We start from the raw sequence: 23363 nt of genomic DNA, 5'->3' as shown, positions 1-23363 counted from the left end.
TCGTGTCAGCGCAGGACGCCCTCCAGGAAGTCGCTGCCGAGCCGGGCCACCGCCGACAGGTCGAGCTGGTGGCGTACGTACCGGCCGCGGCGGCAGCTCGTGATCAGCTCCGCCTTCTTCAGCACGGCCAGGTGGCGGGAGATCTCCGGCGCCGACATGCCGTGCGCGTCGGCCAGTTCGCTGGTGCTGTGCGGACCGCGTGCCAGATGGCGGCACAGCCGCAGCCGGGTCGGGTGGGCGAGCGCCTCCAGGCGGCGGGTGAGCTGCTCGACGGTGGGCGCCTGCGGGCGGGACGCCTGGGCGGGGTAGATGATCACGGGCTGCCAGTCGTACCGGTGCAGCACCAGGACGTGCGGCCAGCCGATGCCGGTCGGGACCAGGACCAGACCGCCGTCACCGGTGGCGGTGCGGCCCACCAGGAGCTTGTCGACGGTGACCGTGCGCGTCTCCTCGTCCACGGTGATCGCGTTGGACAGCGAGGCGAGCGCCTCGGCGGCGCCCTTGCGGTGCAGCAGCTCGGTGCGGTGGCGGGCGTCCGCCGCGAGCTGGGTCTGGGTGCGCGCCCACAGGTCCGCGAAGAACGCCTCCTCGCAGTCGAGCACCAGCCTGCGGAACCAGGCGCGTACGGCGGGCGGATCGTCCAGGAGCCGCCGCGTGAACCGCTCCTGACGCGCCCCGCGCGCCGCTGCCAGCTCCAGCGCCCGGCAGCGCGCCTCCGGATCGGTGAGGGGGCTCGTCTCCGACCGGCTGTGCCGGTAGGACATGCAACCGAACTCCGTCGCCGCCAGCACGAACTGGTCGTCCGTCAGCTTGTCCAGCAGTTCCAGCTCGTCGGGCAGCGTGGCGCCCGGGAGCGTCCGCCGCCCCGGAATCCCGGCGAACGGCCAGAAGACGTCCGCGATCGACGTCCGCCACAGGAACTCCGCCTCGCACAGCCGGTCCGCGAGATTCGCCTCAAGGCGTCCGCTCACCCCGGTCGCCCACCCGTGCAACTGCGGGTGATGGCCCGTCTCGCTGAGGGCGTGCAACGCCATCCCCAGCTCCGCCAACGGCGACGGCACAGCGGTGATCCGCTCCGCGGGCAGCCCGTCGATGTCGATCGTCACGCTCATGACCCCATCGTGCCGGGTGCCTCCGGCGGTTCGGCGATGGATTGACCCGGACCGTCAATCGACGGGACGCCGTCTCCGCCCGCGGAGCAACGTGACCCCATGAGCATCACGCAACAGCACCTCTTCGACACGTACCGAGCCCGGACGCGCGCCGCCCCCGAACCGCCTGCCTTCGGCACCGGAGTGCTCGCCCTGTTGCGCACGGTCCGCGACCGCCGCCGCTTCCGGGCGGTCCTGGCGGGGCGTCCGGCGAGGGGGCGGTGGCGCGCGGTGCTGGTCGGGCGGTCGGGGCGCCGTCCCCGGACGCCGTGAGTCTCCCGCGCGGGCGCGGGGCGCGCGGCGGACGTCCGTGGGCAAGTGGACGGTGCCGTGCGTGGCCGACCGGCCGGGGGTGCGTCCAGCGTCACCCCCGCGGCAGCCGTACCCGTTCCGCGAAGTCCACCGCCGCTCGCTTCACGTCCTCCGCCGTCCAGTCGAGACCCGCCTCCGCCACCGTCACCTCGGTGACCGCGAGGTCTGGACCCGCCGTGTCCCAGCCGTTGGCGAAGAGCATCGTGCCCGTTTCCTCGGCTTGGCGGACCGCCGCCTCCGCGGCGGTGTCGGGGGCGCAGGGGAGCCAGACCTGGAACTCGTGGGTGTGCGGTTCCTCGGGGTGGACGCGGGACCAGGGGAGACCGGCGGAGGCGAGACCCTCGCGCAGGGCGGTGGCGACCACGCGCGCGTGCTGGACGTATTCCGGGAGGCGGGGGAGTTCGCGGTCCAGACCGGCGAGGGCGGACAGGGCGGTCGGGAACTGCTGGAAGACGTTGCCGCCGTAGCGGTGCCGCCAGGTGCGGGCTTCCTCGATCAGGCTGGTGGGACCGGCGAGCACGGCGCCGCCGAAGCCGCCGAGGGACTTGTAGAACGACACGTAGACGCTGTCGGCGAGCCCCGCGATCTCCTCCAGCGGGCGCCCGAGGCGGACGGTCGACTCCCACAGACGCGCCCCGTCGAAGTGCACCACCGCGTCCCGTTCGCGCGCCGCCTCGACGGTCGCCGTCAGCTCCTCCCAGGTCGGCAGCAGGAACCCGGCGTCCCGCAGCGGGAGTTCGAGCATCAGCGTGCCGAAGGGCTCGGGGAACTCCGCGACCTCGGCTGCCGTGGGCGGGCGGTGCTCGGTCGTCAGGATCACCGGCCGCAGCCCCGCGACCTGGCTGAGCGCATGGCGTTCGTGCCGCTCGGGATGGGCAAGGGAGTGCAGCGCGACGACGGGGTTGCCGGTACGGGCCGCCCAGCAGCGCAGGGCCACCTGCTGGGCCATCGTCCCGGTCGGGAAGAACGCGGCGGACTCCATGCCGAGCAGCGCCGCCACCCGCTCCTCCAGGGCGGCCACGACCCGGTCGCCGTACACGTCCGCGGGCTCGTCCAGGTCGTACACCCCAGGCGCCGCCTCCTGGAGGTGCGCCAGGCGCTCGCGGAGCGTGCCCCGCCAGCCCGCGCGCGACAGCACCCGCCGCGCCCCGCGCTGCGCCGCCGCACGCCGCTCCCGCAGCGAGGGCTCCTCGCAGGCGCCCTGCCCCGCGTCCCCGAACCCGCCCGCGTCCCCGAACCCGCCCGCGTCCCCGAACCCGCCCGCGCCGTCCTGCCCCGCCGTATCCGTCATACGGCCGATGATGCCCCGCGCCCCCGCCCCCGGGCACCGGAGTTTTCCGCCCCCGCCGCCCACAGCCTGTGGACAACCGGAGCCGCGTCCCCGGATAGCGTTAACATGACGAGAAATCGTCCGGTACCCAGAGCGGACTGGAACGGGAAGGCCACGGTCGCGTGAGTACAGTCCACCAGCCAGACAACAAGGACCGCCCCGCGCGGCTCACCGTGGGCGTCGTCGGCGCCGGACGCGTGGGCCCCGCGCTGGCCGCGTCCCTCCAGCTCGCCGGGCACGTCCCGGTCGCCGTCTCGGGGGTCTCCGACGCCTCCCGCAGGCGCGCCGAGGCGATGCTTCCGGGCGTGCCGCTGGTGCCGCCCGCCGAGGTCCTCCAGCGCGCCGACCTGGTCCTGCTGACCGTCCCCGACGACGCCCTGCCCAGCCTGGTCACGGGACTCGCCGAGACCGGCGCCGTCCGCCCCGGCCAGCTCCTCGTGCACACCTCGGGGCGGTACGGCGTCTCCGTCCTGGAGCCCGCCCTGCGCGCGGGCGCGCTGCCCCTCGCGCTGCACCCGGCGATGACCTTCACCGGTACCCCCGTGGACGTACAGCGCCTGGCGGGCTGCTCCTTCGGCGTCACCGCGCCCGAGGAGCTGCGGCTTGCCGCGCAGGCGCTGGTCATCGAGATGGGCGGCGAGCCCGAGTGGATCGCCGAGGAGAACCGCCCGCTCTACCACGCCGCCCTCGCCCTCGGCTCGAACCACCTGATCACCCTGGTCGCGCAGTCCATGGAGCTGCTGCGCACCGCCGGTGTCGACGCCCCCGACCGGATGCTCGGCCCGCTGCTCGGCGCCGCCCTGGACAACGCGCTGCGCTCCGGCGACGCGGCCCTGACCGGACCGGTCGCGCGCGGCGACGCCGGCACGGTCACCGCCCACCTCGACCAGCTCAGGAAGCACGCGCCGGACACGGTGGAGGGCTACCTCGCGATGGCCCGCGCCACCGCCGACCGCGCCCTCGCCTCCGGGCTGCTCAAGCCCGAGCTGGCCGAGGACCTGCTGGGGGCGCTCGCCCCCACCGCCGACGGCCCCGGCGGAACGAACGGAACGAACGGCCCCGAGGGGAACGCCCGATGACCACCACCCTGCTGAGCACCGCCGACGATCTGCACGCGCGCGTGCGCCGGGGTCGCCGTGCCGTCGTGATGACCATGGGTGCCCTGCACGAGGGCCACGCCACGCTGATCCGCGCCGCCCGCGCGATCGCCGGGCCCGAGGGCGAGGTCGTCGTCACCGTCTTCGTCAACCCGCTCCAGTTCGGCGCGGGCGAGGACCTCGACCGCTACCCGCGCACCCTGGACGCCGACCTCGCGCTCGCCGGGCGCGCGGGCGCCGACGCCGTCTTCGCGCCCTCGGTGGACGAGGTCTACCCCGGCGGCGCCCCCCAGGTCCGCGTCTCGGCGGGCCCCATGGGCGAGCGCCTGGAGGGCGCCGTGCGCCCCGGGCACTTCGACGGCATGCTCACCGTCGTCGCCAAGCTGCTCCACCTCACCCGCCCCGACGTGGCGCTCTACGGCCAGAAGGACGCCCAGCAGCTCGCCCTCATCCGGCGCATGGTGCGCGACCTCAACTTCGGCGTGGAGATCGTCGGCGTGCCGACCGTCCGCGAGGAGGACGGTCTCGCCCTCTCCAGCCGCAACCGCTACCTCTCGCCCGAGGAGCGCCTCACCGCCCTCACGCTGTCCCGCGCGCTGTTCGCGGGACGCGACCGGCACGCCGCCCAGGAGGCGCTGCGCGCCCGCGCCCGCGAGGTGCCGTCCACGCAGGCGCGCGCCGAGGCGCTGAGCGCCATAGGCGAGTCGCGCGCCGCCGCCGACGCGCACGCCGTCGCCACCGCCGTACCCGGCGGTCCGGCCGCCGTCCGCGCGGCCGCCCGCCAGATCCTGGACGAGGGCGTCCACTTCGAGCCGCCCCTCGTCCTGGACTACCTCGCCCTGGTCGACCCCGCCGACTTCACCGAGATCGGCGACGGCTTCACCGGCGAGGCAGTCCTGGCCGTCGCCGCCCGGGTCGGCTCGACCCGGCTGATCGACAACATCCCACTCACCTTCGGAACCCCCGGAGCCGCCTCGTGACCAGCACAGGCATACGACTGCACGCGCCCGCCCCCGGCTGGGCCATCCCGGCCGCCGTGGTGGTCGTCGGATCCGGCGTGGCCGGGCTGACCGCCGCCCTGCGCTGCGAGGCGGCGGGACTGACCACGGTCGTCGTCACCAAGGCCCGCCTGGACGACGGCTCGACCCGCTGGGCCCAGGGCGGCGTCGCCGCCGCGCTCGGCGAGGGCGACACACCCGAACAGCACCTGGACGACACCCTGGTCGCGGGCGCGGGACTGTGCGACGCGGAGGCCGTACGCCTCCTGGTCACCGAGGGTCCCGGCGCCGTACGGCGGCTGATCTCTACCGGCGCCCGGTTCGACACCGACGACGCGGGCACCATCGCGCTCACCCGCGAGGGCGGCCACCACCGCCGCCGTATCGCGCACGCGGGCGGCGACGCCACCGGCGCCGAGATCTCCCGCGCGCTGGTCGAGGCGGTCCGCGAGCGCGGGCTGCGCACCATCGAGAACGCGCTCGTGCTCGACCTGCTCACCGACGCCGAGGGCCGCACCGCCGGGGTCACCCTGCACGTCATGGGCGAGGGGCAGCACGACGGGGTGGGCGCCGTGCACGCGCCCGCCGTGATCCTCGCGACCGGCGGCATGGGCCAGGTGTTCTCCGCGACCACCAACCCCTCCGTCTCCACCGGCGACGGCGTCGCCCTCGCACTGCGCGCGGGCGCCGAGGTCAGCGACCTGGAGTTCGTGCAGTTCCACCCGACCGTGCTGTTCCTCGGTCCCGACGCCGAAGGCCAGCAGCCGCTGGTCTCCGAGGCGGTGCGCGGCGAGGGCGCCCACCTGGTCGACGCCGACGGCGTGCGCTTCATGACGGGCCAGCACGAACTGGCCGAGCTGGCACCGCGCGACATCGTCGCCAAGGGCATCACCCGGCGCATGCAGGAGAAGGGCGCCGAGCACATGTACCTCGACGCCCGGCACTTCGGCGCCGAGATGTGGGAGCAGCGCTTCCCGACCATCCTGGCCGCCTGCCGCGCCCACGGCATCGACCCGGTCACCGAGCCCATCCCGGTCGCCCCGGCCGCCCACTACGCCTCCGGCGGCGTCCGCACCGACGACCGCGGCCGTACGACGGTGCCCGGTCTGTACGCGTGCGGCGAGACCGCCTGCACCGGCGTCCACGGCGCCAACCGGCTCGCCTCCAACTCCCTGCTCGAAGGGCTCGTCTACGCCGAGCGCATCGCCGCCGACCTCACGGCCGCCCACGCCGACGGCACCCTTGCCGCGCGCGTGCCCGCCCCCGTGCCGTACGCCGACCGCCCCGCGCACCCGCTGCTCGCGCCGGAGGACCGGCTCACCGTCCAGCGGATCATGACCGAGGGCGCGGGCGTGCTGCGCTCGGCGGACTCCCTCGCGCGCGCCGCCGAGCGGCTGCGGCAGTTGCACACCGAGGCGCGCGAGGCACTGGAGACCGACGGCAAGACCCCCGAGCCCGGCGTGGACACCTGGGAGGCGACCAACCTCCTGGACGTCGCCCGCGTCCTGGTCGCCGCCGCCCGGCTGCGCGAGGAGACCCGCGGCTGCCACTGGCGCGAGGACCGCCCCGAGCGCGACGACGACCACTGGCGCCGCCACATCGTGGTGACGCTCCGCCCGGACCGTTCCCTGGCCGAGCGCGTCACCGAGACCGCAGACTTCCCCCCGACCCGGTAACACCCTCCGGCATCCACCCCGCGTCCCCAGGAGCAGTGACGAACGTGAGCACCGAAGACCTTCCCCTCGCTTCCACCGGCGGCTGCGGTGACGGCTGCGCCTGCGGCGCGGGCGGCGAGGAGGGCGAGGAGTACCTGGAGTGCGGGCTCGACCCCGCGCTCGCCGACCTGCTGGCCGAGGCAGGGCTCGACCCGGTCGAGGTCGAGGACATCGCCAACGTCGCGGTCCAGGAGGACCTGGCGGGCGGTGTCGACGTGACGACCGTCGCGACCATCCCCGAGGACGCGCGCGCCACCGGCGACTTCACCGCCCGCGAGACCGGCGTCGTGGCGGGTCTCAGGGTCGCGGAGGCCGTGCTCTCCGTGGTCTGCGAGGACGAGTTCGAGGTCGAGCGGCACGTCGAGGACGGCGACCTGGTCGAGGCCGGGCAGAAGCTCCTCACCGTCACCGCCCGCACCCGCGACCTGCTCACCGCCGAGCGCAGCGCGCTGAACATCCTCGGCCGCATGTCCGGCATCGCGACCGCCACGCGCGCGTGGGCCGACCTGCTGGAGGGCAGCCGCACCCGCGTCCGCGACACCCGCAAGACCACGCCGGGACTGCGCTCCCTGGAGAAGTACGCGGTCCGCTGCGGCGGCGGCGTCAACCACCGCATGTCGCTCTCCGACGCGGCTCTCGTCAAGGACAACCACGTGGTCGCCGCGGGCGGCGTCGCCGAGGCGTTCAAGGCCGTACGGGAGGCGTTCCCGGACGTGCCCGTCGAGGTCGAGGTCGACACCCTGCACCAGTTGCGCGAGGTCGTGGACGCGGGCGCCGACCTGATCCTGCTGGACAACTTCACGCCGGGGGAGTGCGAGGAGGCGGTCGCCGTCGTCGCCGGGCGCGCCCAGTTGGAGGCGTCCGGGCGGCTCACGCTGGAGAACGCGCGCGCGTACGCCGAGACCGGGGTGGACTTCCTCGCCGTCGGCGCCCTCACCCACTCCGCGCCGGTCCTGGACATCGGCCTGGACCTGCGCGCGGCGGAGTGACGGGATGCTGCTCACGATCGACGTCGGCAACACCCACACCGTCCTCGGTCTCTTCGACGGCGAGGACATCGTCGAGCACTGGCGCGTGTCCACCGACCCGCGCCGCACGGCCGACGAGCTGGCGGTGCTGCTGCGCGGGCTGATGGGCACCCACCCACTGCTCGGCAGCGGCCTGGGCGACGGCATCACCGGCATCGCGATCTGCGCGACCGTGCCGTCGGTGCTGCACGAGCTGCGCGAGGTCACCCGGCGCTACTACGGCGACGTGCCCTCCGTCCTGGTCGAGCCCGGCGTCAAGACGGGCGTCCCGGTCCAGTTCGACAACCCCAAGGAGGTCGGCGCCGACCGGATCATCAACACGGTCGCCGCGAACGAGCTGTACGGCGGTCCGGCGATCGTCGTCGACTTCGGCACGGCGACCACCTTCGACGCGGTCTCCGCGCGCGGGGAGTACGTCGGCGGGGTGATCGCGCCCGGCATCGAGATCTCGGTGGAGGCGCTGGGCGTCAAGGCGGCCCAGTTGCGCAAGATCGAGGTGGCCCGGCCGCGCAACGTGATCGGCAAGAGCACCGTGGAGGCGATGCAGTCCGGCATCGTCTACGGCTTCGCGGGCCAGGTCGACGGCGTGGTCACCCGGATGGCCCGCGAGCTGGCGGACGATCCGGACGACGTCACGGTGATCGCCACGGGCGGGCTCGCGCCCATGGTGCTCGGCGAGTCCTCGGTGATCGACGAGCACGAGCCGTGGCTGACGCTGATCGGGCTGCGGCTGGTCTACGAGCGGAACGTGCCGCGGCGGTGAGCGGGGGGGCGGCGCCGGCCGGAGTAACCGGGGGGCGACACGCGTCGACACAACGATGTGTTTCGTCACTTTTGTCCGATTACCGGTACCGTCGCCCCATGCCCACGCCATACGGATCTCGCGGCGGCATGGCGTTCGGCGCGGAGGAGCTGCGCGTGCTCCGCCGTGCCCTCGCCCTCGCCCTCCACCCCGGACCCGCCTCGGCCGAGGACGTCCAGGACTGCTTCCGCCTCGCCGAGTCGCTCGACGACGCGCTGGCCGAAGCGGCGCGCCTTCGCGCCTTCCTGCTGGCCGACCTCGGCCGCTACCGAGCGGCCCTCCCGGCCACGGCGACCGGCTACCTCTCCCTCCTCGCGGAGGCCCTCGACACCGGCCACCGCCCCACCCCCGACGACGTGGCCGCCCTCAAGGCACTGAGCGGCAACCCCCAGGCCGCCACCCTCCTGGCCCACTGCCGAGGCGTCCCGGTCCAGCACCAGGGCCCGCACGCTCCCCGGGTGCCCGCCGGGGTTCCTTCCCCGACGACCCCTGCGGGCGCGGGCACGACGCCGAGCTTCGCGGGGACGGCTTCCGGGATTCCGTCCCCGGCGAGCTTCGACGCGCCCGTCGCGGCCCCGGCTCGCACGGATGCGGGTTCGGCGGCGCCGACCTCCACGGACTGGAATGCGGCGCTCCCGTCCCCGGCGGCCCCGTCTTCCGTTTCGCCCTCCGCCGCTCCCGCTTCCGCAGGGGAGACCAGGACGGCACTGTGTGCCACGACTCCGGCTTCGGACTCACCAGTGCTCGCGGGCCCGCCGCACGCCCTCCCGGCCCCGACCGCCTCAGCCCCTACGGTCCCCGCCCCGGCCACCTCGGCGCGCAGGGACCCCTCTCCGGCCCTCTCCATCCCGCCCCTCGCGGTTCCGGCCGTCCTGGTCTCCTCGTCCGTGCTCTCGGCACCGGTCGCCCCGGTCCCCGGGGTTCCGGCCGCCGCCATCCTCGCCTCGGAGCTTCCGGCCGCCGCGCTCGTGCCCGCCGTGATCGAGCTGCCCGTCTCCCGGACCCGCCTCCTGGCGCTCCCCGGCGGCGCGGCGGACCCCGCCAAGCCGGGCCGGAAACCGGGAACGCCAGCGCCCGAGCGACCCGCGACGGAACCCGAGCAGCCGAAGCGCCCGGTCCCGACTCCCGGCGAGGTCTTCCCGCCCCGCAAGCCCACGACGCCCCCGGACCCGACGTCCGAGCAGCTCGCGGCGGGCTGACCCTCGCGCCGCCGCTGTCCCCGGAGAAAACCCTCCGGGGGCAGCGGCTGACCCTCGCGCCGCCGCTGTCCCCGGAGAAAACCCTCCGGGGGCAGCGGCGCCATCCGGGCACCCCGCCCCATACGCCCCACCTTCGCTGGCTACTCTGGTCGCATGGAATACGTCTCCGCGCTCGTTCCCCCGGTCGTCATGGCCGCGTTGTTCATCGGTGTGGTCCGGGTGATCGTGAAGACCCAGGGCGGCGCCGCCAAGAGCAAGGAAGACGCCGCCGTGGACGCGGCACTGGCCCGAGCGGAAAGCACCCACCAGCCCACCCCGGACGCCTGAGCCCCCATTTCCACCCGCCGCGCCTAGAAGCCGCAGCGGCCTCGCCGCCAAGGGCAACAAAGACGCGGCCATGGACGCGACACCGCCCGCGCGGAGGGCGCCCGCCCGGGCCACCGCAGACGCTTGACCCGTCGCCGTCCACCCGCGCCCCTGCTTCGTCGCTGTGGCTACCCGCGCCGCCAGAGACAGGAAGATGCCGCCATGGACGCGACGCCGCCCGCGCGGAGAGCACCCGCCCGGGCCACCACGGAGGGCTGAGCCGCTGCGTCCGCCCGCCCCTGCTTCGTCGCCGCAGGCGTCCGCGCCGCCAGGGGCAGGAGGACGCCGCCATGGACGCGACGCCGCCCGCGCGGAGGGCACCCGTCCGGGCCACCACGAACGCTTGCCCCGTTGCGTCCGCCCGCCCCTGCTTCGTCGCCGTGGGCATCCGCGCCGCCAGGGGCAGGAGGACGCCGCCATGGACGGCGGCGCCGCCCGCGCCGAGGGCACCCGCCGTGCCGCCGCGGATGCTGAGCCCCGGCGGCTACCGCCGCGCCTCAACGCCGCAGGCATCCGCATCGTCAGAGGCAGGAAGATGCCGCTATGGACGCGACGCCGCCCGCGCGGAGAGCGCCCGCCAGGCCACCACGGACGCCTGAGCCCCCACGCCCGCCCCCAGCCCCTGCCTCGGCGCCGCAGGCACCCCGCGCCGCAGGCACCCCGCCCCGCACCGCAGGCACCCCCCCAAGCACCCCCCGCCGTACACCCCCGCCCCCCCCCGCCGGAGGCATTCCCGCCCCTTTTGGTCCCGTTTCGCACCTAAGCGCACGTCCCGCACGCCATTGGCGGGATCTCCCACTATTGTTCTAAGCGTGCCTCGCCCATTGGGAGAACTCGAAGACGCAGTCATGACGCGGGTGTGGAAGTGGAACCGCCCGGTGACCGTTCGAGAAGTCCTGGAAGACCTCCAGCGGGAACGCACCATCGCGTACACCACGGTCATGACCGTTTTGGACAATCTCCATCAGAAGGGCTGGGTACGCCGCGAGGCGGAAGGCCGCGCCTATCGATACGAGGCCGTCTCCACCCGAGCCGCCTACGCCGCCGCGCTCATGAACGACGCCTGGACCCAGAGCGACAACCCCGCCGCCGCTCTCGTCGCCTTCTTCGGCATGATGAGCGAGGAACAACGCCAGGCACTCAGTGACGCCATCCGTATCGTCCAGGGACCGGAAACACGCGAACCCAGGGAACCCTCCCGAGAGGAGAACCCCGGTTCGGCGGAGGACACCGACGGGCGATAGCGTCCGCTCATGTCAGCAGAGCGCCCCGAAGTACCCGGGAAAGCCACCGGCCGCGGGAAAGCGGTCACCGTCCGCCGCGCCCGGACCAGCGATGTTCCCGCCGTACGCCGACTCCTCGACCTCTACACGCACGAGCACATCCTGCTCGACAAAGCCACGGTCACGCTTTACGAGGACATCCAGGAGTTCTGGGTCGCGGAACGCGACGACAACGCCGAGGTGGTCGGCTGCGGCGCCCTGCACGTCATGTGGGAAGACCTCGCGGAAGTCCGCACTCTCGCCGTACAGCCCGGTCTCAAGGGCTCGGGGGTGGGCCACCTGGTGCTGGAGAAGTTGCTCCAGACCGCACGCCGGCTCGGTGTTCGCCGCGTTTTCTGTCTGACCTTCGAAGTCGACTTCTTCACCAAGCACGGCTTCACCGAGATCGGCGAGACTCCCGTCGACACCGATGTGTACGCGGAGCTGATGCGCTCCTATGACGAGGGTGTCGCCGAGTTCCTCGGTCTCGAACGAGTGAAACCGAACACCTTGGGCAACAGCCGGATGCTTCTGCATCTGTGATCGCCATTGCCCCGGTTCCCTATGTCCGAAACGCGCACGTTTCCGGTCGGGCCCGCCTCCCTGTCCCTCTCCCCGAGGGTTTGTGTTTTTCCGGCAAAAGCGGTTTGCTTTCCGGCGTACTGCAGCACTGCATATAACAGGGGCGGCTAAACGGCGGCGCCGCGCACCCCCCCGCACTCACGTTATCGATGAAAGGAAATCCCGTGGCACAGAAGGTTCAGGTCCTTCTTGTCGACGACCTCGACGGCGGCGAGGCGGACGAGACGGTGACGTTCGCGCTGGACGGCAAGACTTACGAGATCGATCTGACGACCGCCAATGCGGACAAGCTGCGCGACCTTCTCGGTCCGTATGTCCAGGGTGGCCGTCGTACCGGTGGCCGTTCCTCCGCCGGTCGCGGAAAGTCCCGCGCCTCTTCCGGTGGCAACCAGGACACCGCGGCGATCCGCGCCTGGGCCAAGGAGAACGGCTACGACGTGAACGACCGCGGCCGCGTCCCCGCCTCCATCCGCGAGGCGTACGAGAAGGCCAACGGCTGATCCGCCTACCGAGGGCCCGCCGACCGGGCCCGCGCGCGGCCGTCCGACCCGGCGCCCGCGCGCCGCAGCCGGACGCGGTGGCACTCCGCCGCGACCGTGCCCACGAGCCGTACGAGATCGGGGGCACCCCCGGCGCCCCCCACGGCCGGCAGCGCCGGCAGCGCGGCCTCGACCCCGTGGTCCGGCCCGGGGGGCCGCAGCCATACGGCGGTCCCCCGCGCCGCGCCAGGCGGCTGCCGCGCCCCGTCACGGGCGCGTCCGGGCGGCACGTGAGGCGCGGGCGGTACGGGCGCCGCCATGAGGGCGCCCGCGCCCAGCGCCCGCAGATCCAGCGGCAGCGGCGCCCACTCCAGCCACTCCAGCAGCCCCGGCAGCTCCTCCGCCGAGCCCGCGGCCACCAGGAGCAGCATCCGTCCGCCGCACCGGGCCACCGGTGAACCGGGACCCAGATGCCGCAGCGCCGCCGCGCCCGCCTCGACCGGCACGTCCAGCGCGTCGAACCGCACCCCCGTCACCAGCCGCAGCGGCTCCCCGGGAGCCGTCGGCCACCCCAGCACCCCCTCGTACCACCGCCGGGCCACGGCAGCCGCCGCACCCGTCCCGGAGACGGGACCGGAGGCAGGAGCGGAGGCGGGATCGCGGGCGGGTCCGGAGGGCGGACGCCGGGGTCCGGGAATCGCGGATGTCGGAAGCGGCGAGGACATGTCCGGAGCAACCTCACCCCCCGCCCGGTGGTTACGCTGGGCAGTCGGGTGATCCCGGAGCGCCCACCGAAGGGGAGTGCGCGGGAGCGCACGGTGGCACAAGGTTGTTCGCCCATAGCGGAGGGATGGGGGGCGCTCGGCATGGACTGTCGGTCCCCGCGGGTAAGACATGCCTAGTGGGAGGGGGCGACACGCAGAACGGGGCGTCTCACGTTCGCCATCGGCGTACTGGCGACTGGGGTAACTGCCTGGCCTGCGGGAACATCGTCTCGCACCATCGGGTTGGAGCAGATGTCGGCGTCAGGGGTCAGGAGGCCATCGACGGTGTCGGCAGTTGGAATGAGCGGTCCCCGCTTGCGGGACTAAGCTGCGGAAGGACAGGGAGGGGAAGTTCCCCCCACTGCCTGACCGCTCTGAGGAGCGATTAACGATGTTCGAGAGGTTCACCGACCGCGCGCGGCGGGTTGTCGTCCTGGCTCAGGAAGAAGCCCGGATGCTCAACCACAACTACATCGGCACCGAGCACATCCTCCTGGGTCTCATCCACGAGGGTGAAGGTGTCGCCGCTAAGGCCCTGGAGAGCCTCGGCATTTCGCTTGAGGCGGTCCGCCAGCAGGTGGAGGAGATCATCGGTCAGGGCCAGCAGGCTCCGTCCGGCCACATCCCCTTCACCCCCCGTGCCAAGAAGGTCCTGGAGCTGTCGCTCCGCGAGGCCCTTCAACTGGGCCACAACTACATCGGCACGGAGCACATCCTGCTCGGCCTGATCCGCGAGGGCGAGGGCGTCGCCGCCCAGGTCCTGGTCAAGCTGGGCGCAGACCTCAACCGGGTGCGGCAGCAGGTCATCCAGTTGCTCTCCGGTTACCAGGGCGGCAAGGAGGCGGCCACCGCGGGCGGTCCGGCCGAGGGCACGCCCTCGACCTCCCTCGTCCTGGACCAGTTCGGCCGGAACCTCACCCAGGCCGCTCGGGAGACCAAGCTCGACCCGGTCATCGGGCGCGAGAAGGAGATCGAGCGGGTCATGCAGGTGCTGTCCCGCCGCACCAAGAACAACCCGGTGCTGATCGGTGAGCCCGGCGTCGGCAAGACCGCCGTCGTCGAGGGCCTCGCCCAGGCCATCGTCAAGGGCGAGGTGCCCGAGACCCTCAAGGACAAGCACCTCTACACCCTGGACCTCGGTGCCCTGGTCGCGGGCTCCCGCTACCGCGGTGACTTCGAGGAGCGCCTGAAGAAGGTGCTCAAGGAGATCCGCACCCGCGGCGACATCATCCTGTTCATCGACGAGCTGCACACGCTGGTCGGTGCGGGTGCCGCCGAGGGCGCGATCGACGCCGCCTCGATCCTCAAGCCGATGCTGGCGCGCGGTGAGCTGCAGACCATCGGTGCGACCACGCTGGACGAGTACCGCAAGCACCTGGAGAAGGACGCGGCTCTTGAGCGCCGCTTCCAGCCCATCCAGGTCGCGGAGCCGTCGCTGCCGCACACGATCGAGATCCTCAAGGGCCTGCGCGACCGGTACGAGGCGCACCACCGCGTCTCGATCACCGACGAGGCGCTGGTCCAGGCCGCCACCCTGGCCGACCGGTACATCTCGGACCGCTTCCTGCCGGACAAGGCGATCGACCTGATCGACGAGGCCGGTTCCCGGATGCGCATCCGCCGGATGACCGCGCCGCCGGACCTGCGCGAGTTCGACGAGAAGATCGCCGGTGTCCGCCGGGACAAGGAGTCCGCGATCGACTCGCAGGACTTCGAGAAGGCCGCCTCCCTGCGCGACAAGGAGAAGCAGCTCCTCGCCGCCAAGGCCAAGCGCGAGAAGGAGTGGAAGGCCGGCGACATGGACGTCGTCGCGGAGGTCGACGGCGAGCTGATCGCCGAGGTCCTCGCGACCGCCACCGGCATCCCGGTCTTCAAGCTGACCGAGGAGGAGTCCAGCCGCCTGCTCCGCATGGAGGACGAGCTCCACAAGCGGGTCATCGGCCAGGTCGACGCCGTCAAGGCGCTGTCGAAGGCGATCCGTCGTACGCGCGCCGGTCTGAAGGACCCGAAGCGTCCCGGTGGCTCGTTCATCTTCGCCGGTCCGTCCGGTGTCGGTAAGACCGAGCTGTCCAAGGCGCTCGCGGAGTTCCTCTTCGGCGACGAGGACGCGCTGATCTCCCTCGACATGTCGGAGTTCAGCGAGAAGCACACGGTCTCGCGGCTCTTCGGCTCGCCCCCCGGCTACGTGGGCTACGAGGAGGGCGGCCAGCTCACCGAGAAGGTGCGCCGCAAGCCGTTCTCGGTCGTCCTCTTCGACGAGGTCGAGAAGGCCCACCCGGACATCTTCAACTCGCTGCTGCAGATCCTGGAGGACGGTCGCCTGACCGACTCCCAGGGCCGGGTCGTGGACTTCAAGAACACGGTCATCATCATGACGACCAACCTCGGCACCCGGGACATCTCCAAGGGCTTCAACCTGGGCTTCGCCGCCTCGGGCGACTCGAAGACCAACTACGAGCGCATGAAGAACAAGGTGTCGGACGAGCTGAAGCAGCACTTCCGCCCCGAGTTCCTCAACCGTGTCGACGACGTGGTCGTCTTCCCGCAGCTCACCCAGGCCGACATCCTGCGGATCGTCGACCTGATGGTCGGCAAGGTGGACGAGCGCCTCAAGGACCGGGACATGGGCATCGAGCTCTCCCAGTCCGCCAAGGAGCTGCTCTCCAAGAAGGGCTACGACCCGGTGCTGGGCGCGCGTCCGCTGCGTCGCACGATCCAGCGCGAGATCGAGGACACCCTCTCGGAGAAGATCCTCTTCGGCGAACTCCGCCCCGGCCACATCGTGGTCGTGGACACGGAGGGCGAGGGTGACAGCCAGACCTTCACCTTCCGAGGCGAAGAGAAGTCCGCCCTCCCCGACGCCCCGCCGATCGAGCAGGCAGCGGGCGGCGCGGGCCCGAACCTGAGCAAGGACGCGTAACCCTCCGGGGGCTCGCCTGAGAAACCCCGAAAGGGCCGGTGCTTTCGAGCACCGGCCCTTTCGCGTGCGCGGGGGCTTCCGACGGCCGACAGGCGGCTTTCTACGAGAGCTGGCCGTCGTAGTCCGGCAGCTTGAACGTCTTTTCGGCGTGGCCGCCCGTGAGGTCGGAGGGGCTGTTGCCGATGTTGGCGATGATCGTGTAGCCGTGGGCCTCGATGTCGGCGCGCTGGGCGGTCTTGTAGGCGGCGACGTCCTTGAAGAGGTCGGTGAGACCGCGCACGCGCAGCCCGGTGACGTCGTAGCCGTCGTGGGCGAGGTTGTACTGGGTGGGCAGGTACAGCAGGCCGGGGCGGGCGGTGACGAAGAAGAGGGCGACGTCGTGGTCCTGGGCGTAGCGGGCGACGTTCAGGACGGGCTTGTTGGCGGGCTGCGGGTAGCTGAAGCCGAAGTCGGTCTCCAGCGTGGTGTTGTCGATGTCGAAGACGATCGCCGGGCGCTCGCCCGCGGAGGCGGCGGAGACGCGGCTCTGGACGTAGGGCAGCGCCTGGTCCATGACGGCTGCACAGTCGCGCTGCCAGGTGGCGTAGTCGACGGCGGCGGCAGTCGTCTCGGGAGCCGCCTCGGCGGCCTGGGCGGGGGCGGCCAGGGCGGTGAGCGCGGCCAGGCAGACGGCGGCGGTGGCGGTCCGGCGGGCTAAGGGGCGTCTGGTCATCGGTGGGGGGTTCCTCTCGCGTCCGTACGGGGCAGGGGCGGGTCCCGGAGACCGGAAATGTCAGGGACATGCTCTGCGAAGTGGGTGGCGCGAGGGGAACCGTAGGGTTACCGGGGGGTAGGTGACCAGAGGCGCGGGTCACATTGAAGGCTTTGGCGAATACCGCCGCCGGTGACATGGGGCACAGGCGAAATGTCCGTTACTACACCGGATAGTGGGAAAGTTAATCCCATCAAAATAGGACATTCGTCCCGGAACTCAGGGTGATATCCCGACGTCGGCGCGGTCGGCGTCCGTGGTGGAGGGTTCTGTCAAGAGATGGGCGTTTTTGACAGGTTCTACTATCCCCTGCCGTAGTGAGGGGGGTTTGAGTGCGAATGGAATGCCGGGTTACCAATGGGGGGTCCCGCCCGGCGAACCGGTGAAACATCCGTGTGCCGGGTGGCTCTCTGTCCCCCGAGTTCACGAGGTATAGATGTTCAAGCGTTCCACGTCTCGTTCCGCCCGCATGTCCCTCCGCAGCCGCGTGGCCGTCACGGCCGCCGGAGTCGGCGCCGCGGCCGTGCTGGGTGGCGGGGTCGCGAGCGCCGCGACCGCCCCCGCGACCTCCTGGGTCGACCCGGTGCAGCACTACACGCTCTCGGCCGGGTTCGCCCAGGCCGGCAGCCACTGGGCCCACAAGCACAGCGGTCAGGACTTCGCGGTGCCCACCGGCACCAACGTCCTCGCGGCGCACGGCGGCACGGTCGTCAAGGCCGGCCCGAACGGTGCCGGTGACGGTCCCGCCTACGGCAACGCCGTCGTCATCAAGCACGGCAACGGCCTGTACTCGCAGTACGCCCACCTGTCCCGCATCGACGTGCGCGTCGGCCAGGTCGTCAAGACCGGCCAGCACATAGCCCTCTCGGGCAGCACCGGCAACTCCACCGGCCCGCACCTGCACTTCGAGATCCGTACGACGCCGAACTACGGCTCCGCCGTCAACCCGGTCGTCTTCCTGCGCGCTCACGGCGTCCACGTCTGAGCCACCACCCGCGTCCCGGACCGGGACGTGCCGGTGACGGCGCCCTGATGCCAGGGCGCCGGTCTCACTTCCCGTCGCGGGTGCTCTCGTGCGCCTGCGTCACCATGTCGATGGCGACCTCGAGAACGGCCTGGCGCTTCTTCTCGGCGTCGCCCTCCAGGTCCTGCATCACGAACATCCCCGCGTGCAGCGTGAACAGCGCGCTGATGCAGCGGACCTGGTCGGTGAGCTGGGCCTCGGGGTCGATGATGATGTCCCTGAGGCCGCGCATCCGGTCCTTGAAGGTCTCGCCGATGCGCAGCTCCCGTACCGTCGCCTGGTTCTCCTGCATGAACCGGAAGAGCGGCTCCGCTCCGGCCAGCGCCTCGCTGTAGCGCCGGACGATCTCCTGCTTGGTCTCCAGGGTGTGCGGCTGCCCCTGTCCCCACTCGATCAGGTCCTCGATCGGCTGCGTCAGATCCCGGAAGAGGCTGACGATGATCTCTTCCTTGGTCTTGAAGTGGTAGTACAGGGCCGCTTTGGTCACGTCGAGGCGTTCCGCGATCTCGCGCAGAGACGTCTTCTCGTAGCCCTGCTCCGCGAAGAGCTCGAGCGCCACGTCCTGGATGCGCTGGCGGGTGTTGCCGCGGCGCTGCTGCTTGGTGCCGTCCATCGTGCCACCCATCCTCGTACTCCTCGCGCTCCCGGGAAACTTACTTGACGCCCGGCTAGTAAACTGGCTACCTTCAGTGTAGTGAACTAGCCGGGCGGCAAGTAAGTACCTGTCGCAAGGGAGTGGGAGAGATGGCGGACACACAGACGGTCCCCGCGGACCAGGGGAAACCCGCGGAGTCGGGGAAGCAGCCACGGAGCGTACGCGTCGTTCTGATGGCGCTCATGATCGCGATGATGCTCGCGATGCTGGACAACATGATCGTGGGCACCGCGATGCCGACCATCGTCGGCGACCTCGGTGGTCTGGAGCACCTGTCCTGGGTGGTCACGGGCTACACGCTCGCGACCGCGGCCTCCACCCCCGTCTGGGGCAAGGTCGGCGACATGTTCGGGCGCAAGGGCGCCTTCCTCACCTCGATCGTGATCTTCCTGATCGGTTCGGCGCTGAGCGGCATGGCCCAGGACATGGGACAGCTCATCGGCTTCCGTGCCATCCAGGGTCTCGGCGCCGGTGGTCTGATGGTCGGCGTCATGGCGATCATCGGTGACCTGATTCCGCCGCGTGAGCGCGGCAAGTACCAGGGCATGATGGCCGGTGTCATGGCGCTCGCCATGATCGGCGGTCCGCTGGTCGGCGGCACCATCACCGACAACTGGGGATGGCGCTGGACCTTCTACATCAACCTGCCGCTCGGCGCGGTCGCGCTCGCGCTGGTCACCGCCGTGCTGCACCTGCCGAAGAAGCGGGCCAAGGCGGGCATCGACTACCTCGGTGTCGTGCTCCTGACCGTCGGCATCACCTCCATCGTGCTCGTCACCACCTGGGGCGGCACGCAGTACGCGTGGTCCTCCGCGCGCATCATGGAGCTGATCGCGCTCGGCGTGGTCTCGCTGGTCGGATTCGTGTTCTGGCAGACCAGGGCCGCCGAGCCGGTGCTGCCGCTGCACATCTTCAAGAGCCGCAACTTCACCCTGATGGCCCTCATCGGCTTCATCACCGGTTTCGTGATGTTCGGCGCCACGCTCTTCCTGCCGCTGTACCAGCAGTCCGTGCAGGGCGCGTCCGCCACCAACTCCGGTCTGCTGCTCCTGCCGATGCTGGGCGCGATGCTCGTGACCTCCATGGTCGCGGGCCGGGTCACCACGGGCAGCGGTCGCTACAAGGCGTTCCCGATCGTGGGCGGCGCGCTGATGATCGTCGGTCTCTACCTGATGTCGACCATGGGCGTCGACACCACCCGGGTCACCTCCGGCATCTACATGGCCGTGGTCGGCGCGGGCATGGGCTGCCTGATGCAGATCACCATGCTGGTCGCGCAGAACAGCGTGGAGATGAAGGACATGGGCGTCGCCTCGTCCTCCGCCACCCTGTTCCGCACCCTCGGTTCCTCGTTCGGCGTGGCGGTCATGGGCGCGCTGTTCAACAACCGGGTGAACGACACCATGGCCGAGCGCGGCGGCGCCATGGCCCGCAAGGTCACCGAGAAGTCCGCGCAGCTCGACGCGGCGCACCTGCGCCTGCTTCCGGTCCCGCTGCAGGACGCGTACAAGCACGCGGTCTCCGCCGGTATCCACTCCGCCTTCCTGCTCGGCGCCGTGGTCGCGGTCGTGGTCCTGGTCGCGTCCCTGTTCGTCAAGGAGGTCCCGCTGCGCGGCGGCGGTGGCCCGAAGGCGGCCGAGGACAGCCCGGAGGCGGCTCTGGCCCTCGCCGAGCCGGTCTGACCGACCGCGTGGTCTGACCGATCGCATCTGAGACCGAAGGCCCCCGGCGCGTGTCCGCCCCGGGGGCCTTCGCCGTGCCCGGGCACTGTCAGTGCCCCGTGCCACCATCGGCCGCATGGACAAAGTGCGCCGTATGCGCCTGGCCAAGGACGCCATGGACCGGGGCTGGGCCGACCCCGGTCTCGACCTGAGCGCGGTCGCGGCACACGCCGGGTACTCGCGGTTCCACTTCCTGCGCGCCTTCAAGGACGTCTACGGCGAGACCCCCGGGCAGTATCTGACCCACCGGCGGATCGAGCGGGCGCAGGACCTGCTGCGCACCGCCGGTCTTTCGGTGACCGAGATCTGCCATCTGGTCGGGTTCAGCAGCCTGGGCACCTTCTCCACCCGGTTCAAGGCGCGGACCGGGCTGACCCCCACCGAGTACCGGACCCGGCACGTGGGACGCGGCGCCGCCCTCATACCCGGGTGCTACGCCATGCTCTGGGCGGGCGGGTTCGCGAACGCCCCCGGCGCGGTCCCGTCGGACAGCGCGCTGACGGACAGCGCGATCGCGGACTGCGCAATTACGGAGAAGCACGGCGAGGACCCCACTGCCTACGGTGACTGAGCAGGAGCCGATCACCACGAACAGCAGGAGCACGTCATGATCAAGGGACTCAAGATCGCGACCGTCTGGGTACTCGACCAGGAGCGGGCGAAGGAGTTCTACACCGAGAAGCTCGGCCTGGAGGTCCGTACGGACCTGACGATGGGCGAGGGCGGTATGCGCTGGCTCACCGTCGGCTCCCCCGAGCAGCCCGATGTCGAACTGACGTTGATGGTGCCCCAGGCGCCCGCGATGGACCCCGAGTCCGCCGAGATGGTGAAGAAGCTCGTGGCCAAGGGCGTGCTCGGAGCCGGTGTGCTGACCACCGACGACATCCACGGCGACTACAAGAAGCTCAAGGACCGCGGCGTGGAGTTCCTGCAGGAGCCGCAGGAGCGCCCCTACGGCACGGAGGCGCTGCTGCGCGACGACTCCGGGAACTGGTTCTCGTTCACGCAGCCCCGCGCGGACGGTCTGGACCTCGACAAGGACTGGGCCTGCTGACCGGCCACCGCAGAGGCTGAGGTCCGCGCGCGCCGCGCCCGTGGACTCAGCCCGCGCCCCCGGACGGCGGCAGCACCGGATAGCTCCCCGTGTTCGTCGGCGCGTGCTCCGGGAGCCACAGCACCGCGACCGCGCCCTCGGCCGGGACGCCCGGCGGCGCGCCCGGGGGGCGTACGTTGCGGAAGGTGAGCCGGGCGCCCAGCACCCGCGCCTGTCCCGCCGCGATGGTCAGACCCAGCCCGTGCCCCTGCCCGGAGCGGTCCGCGCTGCCGGTGCGGAAGCGGCGCGGTCCCTCGGCGAGCAGCTCCTCGGGGAACCCGGGGCCGTGGTCGCGGATGCGGATCACCCGGCCCTCGACGGTCACCTCGATGGGCGGTCGTCCGTGCCGGGCGGCGTTGGCGAGCAGGTTGAACAGCACCCGTTCCAGGCGCCGGGGGTCGGTGGTGACCTCCGACTCGTGCACCACGCGTACGACGACGTCCGGGTCCTTGGCGGTCACCCGCCGCGCGACGAACTCGCCCAGCAGGAGGTCCTGCAGCTCGGCACGCTCGGAGGCGCCGTCCAGCCGGGCCACCTCAAGGACGTCCTCCACCAGGGTGCGCATCGCCTTGGCGCGGTCCAGGACCAGCTCCGTGGGGCGCCCGGGCGGCAGCAGCTCGGCGGCGGTCAGCAGACCCGTCACCGGGGTGCGCAGCTCGTGCGCGATGTCGGCGGTGACCCGGCGCTCCGCCTCCAGGCGCTGCTTGAGCGCGTCCGCCATGGCGTCGACCGCGCGCGCCAGGTCGTCGGTCTCGTCCCGGACTACCCCGCCGATGGCCTCGCGCACGCGGACGTCGGTCTCGCCCTTGGCGACCTGGTTCGCGGCGGCAGCCGCCTTGCGCAGCCGCCGGGAGAGCTGCCCGCCGATCAGCACGCCGAGCGCGCTGCCGCCGAGCACCACCGCGATGGAGCCGATGACCAGCGCCTGGTCGAGGTCGGTGAGGATGTCGGTCGAGCGGTCCGGGAAGGAGCTGTGCAGGGACAGCACATGCCCGCCCTTGACCGGCACCGCCGCCCAGATGTCCGGCTCCCCGCTGCCCTGGTCGCTGACGTAACTGGCCCGGCGCCCCTCCTCCACCTTGTCCCGCAGCGGACCCGGCAGCAGCGGGTCGTCGATCTTGATGTTGGGGAAGTTGGGGCGCCCGGACAGCTCGTAGTTGCGCTGGGCGATCTGCACCCGCTGGTTGGCGAGGTCACGGGCGTTGTCGAGCATCGAGACCCGGGCCGCGTTGTGCACGACCAGGCTCAGCCCGATCGCCACCAGACCCGCGACCAGCGCGATCGCCGCGCTCAGCTTCCACCGCAGCCCCGTTCTGAGGCCCACCCCCGCCACGCGCCGCACCGGGCGCCGCATGAATCCCGGCATGTCGGCTCCGCTCACGCCCGCAGCTTGTAGCCGAAGCCGCGGACCGTCTCGATCCGGTCCTGGCCGATCTTCTGCCGCAGCCGCTGTACGTGCACGTCCACGACCCGGGTGTCGCCGCCCCAGCCGTACTCCCACACCCGCTCCAGGAGCTTGTCACGGGAGAGCACGGTGCCCGGCGCGCCGGAGAACTCAAGGAGCAGCCGCATCTCGGTCGGCGTGAGCGCCACCGGGCGCCCCGCCCGGCGCACCTCCATGCCCTCGGTGTCGATCTCCAGGTCCCCGAAGGCGAGTATCCCGTCGGAATCCGCCTCGGCTCCCGCGCCGTCCGCCGTGTGCCCGGCGTGCCCGAAGCGGCGCAGCACCGCCCGGATTCGGGCCACAAGGACCGCCCCGTCGAACGGCTTGGTCACATAGTCGTCCGCGCCCGCCTCCAGACCGAGCACCACGTCGATGGAGTCCGCCCGCGCCGACAGCATGATCACCGGCACCGTCGACTCGTCCCGGATGCGGCGGCACAGGCTCACCCCGTCCAGCCCCGGCACCATGACGTCGAGGAGCGCGATGTCCGGCCGGTCGGACCGGAACGCCTCCAGACCGGACAGCCCGTCCGGCATGGCGGTCACCGCGAAGCCGTCCCGCTCCAGGGCGAGCTGGGTGGCCTCACGGATGACGTCGTCGTCCTCGACGAACAGGACGTGGGTCTGCTCTGGCATCCGGATGCTCTCCGTCTCGTGGTCGGCGTCTGGTG

The 23363-nt window shown here is 71.9% G+C and carries 22 protein-coding genes and 1 pseudogene; 16 read left to right on the top strand and 7 right to left on the bottom strand.

The genetic code is table 11. The features are described 5' to 3' along the window. Window positions 1-5: 5 nt before the first annotated feature. The gene (locus IF655_RS26085; protein ID WP_199587572.1) at window positions 6-1112 is read right to left on the bottom strand and encodes a DUF5937 family protein; all 1107 of its coding nucleotides are present in this window, start codon (window positions 1110-1112) and stop codon (window positions 6-8) included. A gap of 99 nt (window positions 1113-1211) precedes the next feature. Here IF655_RS26085 and IF655_RS26080 point away from each other — a divergent pair, with 99 nt between their 5' ends. Beyond that, complete coding sequence (locus tag IF655_RS26080; protein ID WP_199587571.1) at window positions 1212-1424, top strand: hypothetical protein; 213 nt, start codon at window positions 1212-1214, stop codon at window positions 1422-1424. Between the two features lie 91 nt (window positions 1425-1515). On the opposite strand, the gene IF655_RS26075 is transcribed toward IF655_RS26080, so the two are convergent. After that, a complete protein-coding gene (locus IF655_RS26075; RefSeq protein ID WP_199587570.1) occupies window positions 1516-2754 on the bottom strand; it encodes a low specificity L-threonine aldolase in 1239 nt (412 codons plus the stop codon). Between the two features lie 161 nt (window positions 2755-2915). Between IF655_RS26075 and IF655_RS26070 the strand changes: the two genes are divergently transcribed. The 10 genes and pseudogenes from IF655_RS26070 (at window position 2916) to IF655_RS26025 (ending at window position 12342) form a co-directional block, all read left to right on the top strand. Beyond that, window positions 2916-3872: a Rossmann-like and DUF2520 domain-containing protein gene (locus IF655_RS26070; RefSeq protein WP_199587569.1), complete on the top strand. Its 957-nt coding sequence runs from the start codon at window positions 2916-2918 to the stop codon at window positions 3870-3872. After that, on the top strand, window positions 3869-4870 hold the full coding sequence (panC, locus tag IF655_RS26065; protein ID WP_199587568.1) for a pantoate--beta-alanine ligase: 1002 nt from the start codon (window positions 3869-3871) through the stop codon (window positions 4868-4870). Before IF655_RS26070 ends, panC begins: the two co-directional genes overlap by 4 nt. Further along, complete coding sequence (locus IF655_RS26060) at window positions 4867-6564, top strand: L-aspartate oxidase (protein WP_199587567.1); 1698 nt, start codon at window positions 4867-4869, stop codon at window positions 6562-6564. The genes panC and IF655_RS26060 overlap by 4 nt, the downstream gene beginning before the upstream one ends. Window positions 6565-6608: 44 nt before the next feature. Next, window positions 6609-7592: a carboxylating nicotinate-nucleotide diphosphorylase gene (gene nadC, locus IF655_RS26055; RefSeq protein WP_199587566.1), complete on the top strand. Its 984-nt coding sequence runs from the start codon at window positions 6609-6611 to the stop codon at window positions 7590-7592. A gap of 4 nt (window positions 7593-7596) precedes the next feature. Then, entirely contained in the window at window positions 7597-8394 is a 798-nt protein-coding gene (locus IF655_RS26050) for a type III pantothenate kinase (protein WP_199587565.1), read from the top strand. Window positions 8395-8522: 128 nt separating this feature from the next. After that, a pseudogene (locus IF655_RS26045) lies at window positions 8523-8850 on the top strand (hypothetical protein); the annotation flags it as partial. A 935-nt stretch (window positions 8851-9785) separates the two neighbouring features. Beyond that, window positions 9786-9959: a hypothetical protein gene (locus tag IF655_RS26040; RefSeq protein WP_199587564.1), complete on the top strand. Its 174-nt coding sequence runs from the start codon at window positions 9786-9788 to the stop codon at window positions 9957-9959. A gap of 863 nt (window positions 9960-10822) precedes the next feature. Then, on the top strand, window positions 10823-11242 hold the full coding sequence (locus tag IF655_RS26035; protein ID WP_277952718.1) for a BlaI/MecI/CopY family transcriptional regulator: 420 nt from the start codon (window positions 10823-10825) through the stop codon (window positions 11240-11242). A gap of 9 nt (window positions 11243-11251) precedes the next feature. Then, window positions 11252-11803 carry an amino-acid N-acetyltransferase gene (locus IF655_RS26030; protein WP_199587562.1) on the top strand — a complete coding sequence of 184 codons (552 nt, stop codon included), beginning with the start codon at window positions 11252-11254 and terminating at the stop codon, window positions 11801-11803. Between the two features lie 203 nt (window positions 11804-12006). Then, window positions 12007-12342, top strand: coding sequence for an Lsr2 family protein (locus IF655_RS26025; RefSeq protein ID WP_018548018.1), 336 nt, complete (start codon window positions 12007-12009; stop codon window positions 12340-12342). A gap of 5 nt (window positions 12343-12347) precedes the next feature. Here IF655_RS26025 and IF655_RS26020 read toward each other — a convergent pair whose 3' ends face one another. After that, the gene (locus tag IF655_RS26020; RefSeq protein ID WP_199587561.1) at window positions 12348-13046 is read right to left on the bottom strand and encodes an SCO3374 family protein; all 699 of its coding nucleotides are present in this window, start codon (window positions 13044-13046) and stop codon (window positions 12348-12350) included. Window positions 13047-13476: 430 nt separating this feature from the next. Between IF655_RS26020 and IF655_RS26015 the strand changes: the two genes are divergently transcribed. Continuing rightward, the gene (locus tag IF655_RS26015) at window positions 13477-16005 is read left to right on the top strand and encodes an ATP-dependent Clp protease ATP-binding subunit (protein ID WP_199587560.1); all 2529 of its coding nucleotides are present in this window, start codon (window positions 13477-13479) and stop codon (window positions 16003-16005) included. Between the two features lie 100 nt (window positions 16006-16105). Here IF655_RS26015 and IF655_RS26010 read toward each other — a convergent pair whose 3' ends face one another. Further along, window positions 16106-16717 carry an HAD family acid phosphatase gene (locus IF655_RS26010; RefSeq protein WP_199587559.1) on the bottom strand — a complete coding sequence of 204 codons (612 nt, stop codon included), beginning with the start codon at window positions 16715-16717 and terminating at the stop codon, window positions 16106-16108. A 475-nt stretch (window positions 16718-17192) separates the two neighbouring features. Between IF655_RS26010 and IF655_RS26005 the strand changes: the two genes are divergently transcribed. Further along, entirely contained in the window at window positions 17193-17741 is a 549-nt protein-coding gene (locus IF655_RS26005) for a M23 family metallopeptidase (RefSeq protein ID WP_199587558.1), read from the top strand. Window positions 17742-17805: 64 nt separating this feature from the next. Here the strand turns inward: IF655_RS26005 and IF655_RS26000 are convergent, their stop codons facing one another. After that, window positions 17806-18405 (bottom strand): TetR/AcrR family transcriptional regulator, encoded by a 600-nt coding sequence (locus tag IF655_RS26000; RefSeq protein WP_199587557.1) that lies wholly within the window; start codon window positions 18403-18405, stop codon window positions 17806-17808. 119 nt (window positions 18406-18524) lie between these two features. On the opposite strand from IF655_RS26000, the gene IF655_RS25995 reads away from it, so the two are divergent. From IF655_RS25995 to IF655_RS25985, 3 genes are all read left to right on the top strand, one after another. Next, window positions 18525-20117 carry an MDR family MFS transporter gene (locus IF655_RS25995; RefSeq protein ID WP_199587556.1) on the top strand — a complete coding sequence of 531 codons (1593 nt, stop codon included), beginning with the start codon at window positions 18525-18527 and terminating at the stop codon, window positions 20115-20117. 115 nt (window positions 20118-20232) lie between these two features. Continuing rightward, window positions 20233-20727: a helix-turn-helix transcriptional regulator gene (locus IF655_RS25990; protein WP_242488940.1), complete on the top strand. Its 495-nt coding sequence runs from the start codon at window positions 20233-20235 to the stop codon at window positions 20725-20727. Between the two features lie 36 nt (window positions 20728-20763). Further along, a complete protein-coding gene (locus IF655_RS25985; RefSeq protein ID WP_199587555.1) occupies window positions 20764-21210 on the top strand; it encodes a VOC family protein in 447 nt (148 codons plus the stop codon). Window positions 21211-21256: 46 nt separating this feature from the next. Here the strand turns inward: IF655_RS25985 and cseC are convergent, their stop codons facing one another. Beyond that, window positions 21257-22615 (bottom strand): two-component system sensor histidine kinase CseC, encoded by a 1359-nt coding sequence (cseC, locus tag IF655_RS25980; RefSeq protein WP_199587618.1) that lies wholly within the window; start codon window positions 22613-22615, stop codon window positions 21257-21259. A gap of 11 nt (window positions 22616-22626) precedes the next feature. Further along, window positions 22627-23328: a two-component system response regulator CseB gene (gene cseB, locus IF655_RS25975; protein WP_199587554.1), complete on the bottom strand. Its 702-nt coding sequence runs from the start codon at window positions 23326-23328 to the stop codon at window positions 22627-22629. Window positions 23329-23363: the final 35 nt, after the last annotated feature.

The organism is Streptomyces sp. DSM 110735 (assembly GCF_016482685.1).
Classification (GTDB): domain Bacteria; phylum Actinomycetota; class Actinomycetes; order Streptomycetales; family Streptomycetaceae; genus Streptomyces.
This window is presented reverse-complemented; position numbering and strand designations above follow the sequence as displayed.

Bases quoted from the DNA above. Each gene is read 5' to 3' on its own strand.
- IF655_RS26085 (WP_199587572.1), bottom strand. From the start codon at position 1,112: ATGAGCGTGACGATCGACATCGACGGGCTGCCCGCGGAGCGGATCACC.
- IF655_RS26080 (WP_199587571.1), top strand. From the start codon at position 1,212: ATGAGCATCACGCAACAGCACCTCTTCGACACGTACCGAGCCCGGACG.
- IF655_RS26075 (WP_199587570.1), bottom strand. From the start codon at position 2,754: ATGACGGATACGGCGGGGCAGGACGGCGCGGGCGGGTTCGGGGACGCG.
- panC (WP_199587568.1), top strand. From the start codon at position 3,869: ATGACCACCACCCTGCTGAGCACCGCCGACGATCTGCACGCGCGCGTG.
- IF655_RS26050 (WP_199587565.1), top strand. From the start codon at position 7,597: ATGCTGCTCACGATCGACGTCGGCAACACCCACACCGTCCTCGGTCTC.
- IF655_RS26040 (WP_199587564.1), top strand. From the start codon at position 9,786: ATGGAATACGTCTCCGCGCTCGTTCCCCCGGTCGTCATGGCCGCGTTG.
- IF655_RS26030 (WP_199587562.1), top strand. From the start codon at position 11,252: ATGTCAGCAGAGCGCCCCGAAGTACCCGGGAAAGCCACCGGCCGCGGG.
- IF655_RS26020 (WP_199587561.1), bottom strand. From the start codon at position 13,046: ATGTCCTCGCCGCTTCCGACATCCGCGATTCCCGGACCCCGGCGTCCG.
- IF655_RS26015 (WP_199587560.1), top strand. From the start codon at position 13,477: ATGTTCGAGAGGTTCACCGACCGCGCGCGGCGGGTTGTCGTCCTGGCT.
- IF655_RS26010 (WP_199587559.1), bottom strand. From the start codon at position 16,717: ATGACCAGACGCCCCTTAGCCCGCCGGACCGCCACCGCCGCCGTCTGC.
- IF655_RS26005 (WP_199587558.1), top strand. From the start codon at position 17,193: ATGTTCAAGCGTTCCACGTCTCGTTCCGCCCGCATGTCCCTCCGCAGC.
- IF655_RS26000 (WP_199587557.1), bottom strand. From the start codon at position 18,405: ATGGGTGGCACGATGGACGGCACCAAGCAGCAGCGCCGCGGCAACACC.
- IF655_RS25995 (WP_199587556.1), top strand. From the start codon at position 18,525: ATGGCGGACACACAGACGGTCCCCGCGGACCAGGGGAAACCCGCGGAG.
- IF655_RS25990 (WP_242488940.1), top strand. From the start codon at position 20,233: ATGGACAAAGTGCGCCGTATGCGCCTGGCCAAGGACGCCATGGACCGG.
- IF655_RS25985 (WP_199587555.1), top strand. From the start codon at position 20,764: ATGATCAAGGGACTCAAGATCGCGACCGTCTGGGTACTCGACCAGGAG.
- cseC (WP_199587618.1), bottom strand. From the start codon at position 22,615: ATGCCGGGATTCATGCGGCGCCCGGTGCGGCGCGTGGCGGGGGTGGGC.
- cseB (WP_199587554.1), bottom strand. From the start codon at position 23,328: ATGCCAGAGCAGACCCACGTCCTGTTCGTCGAGGACGACGACGTCATC.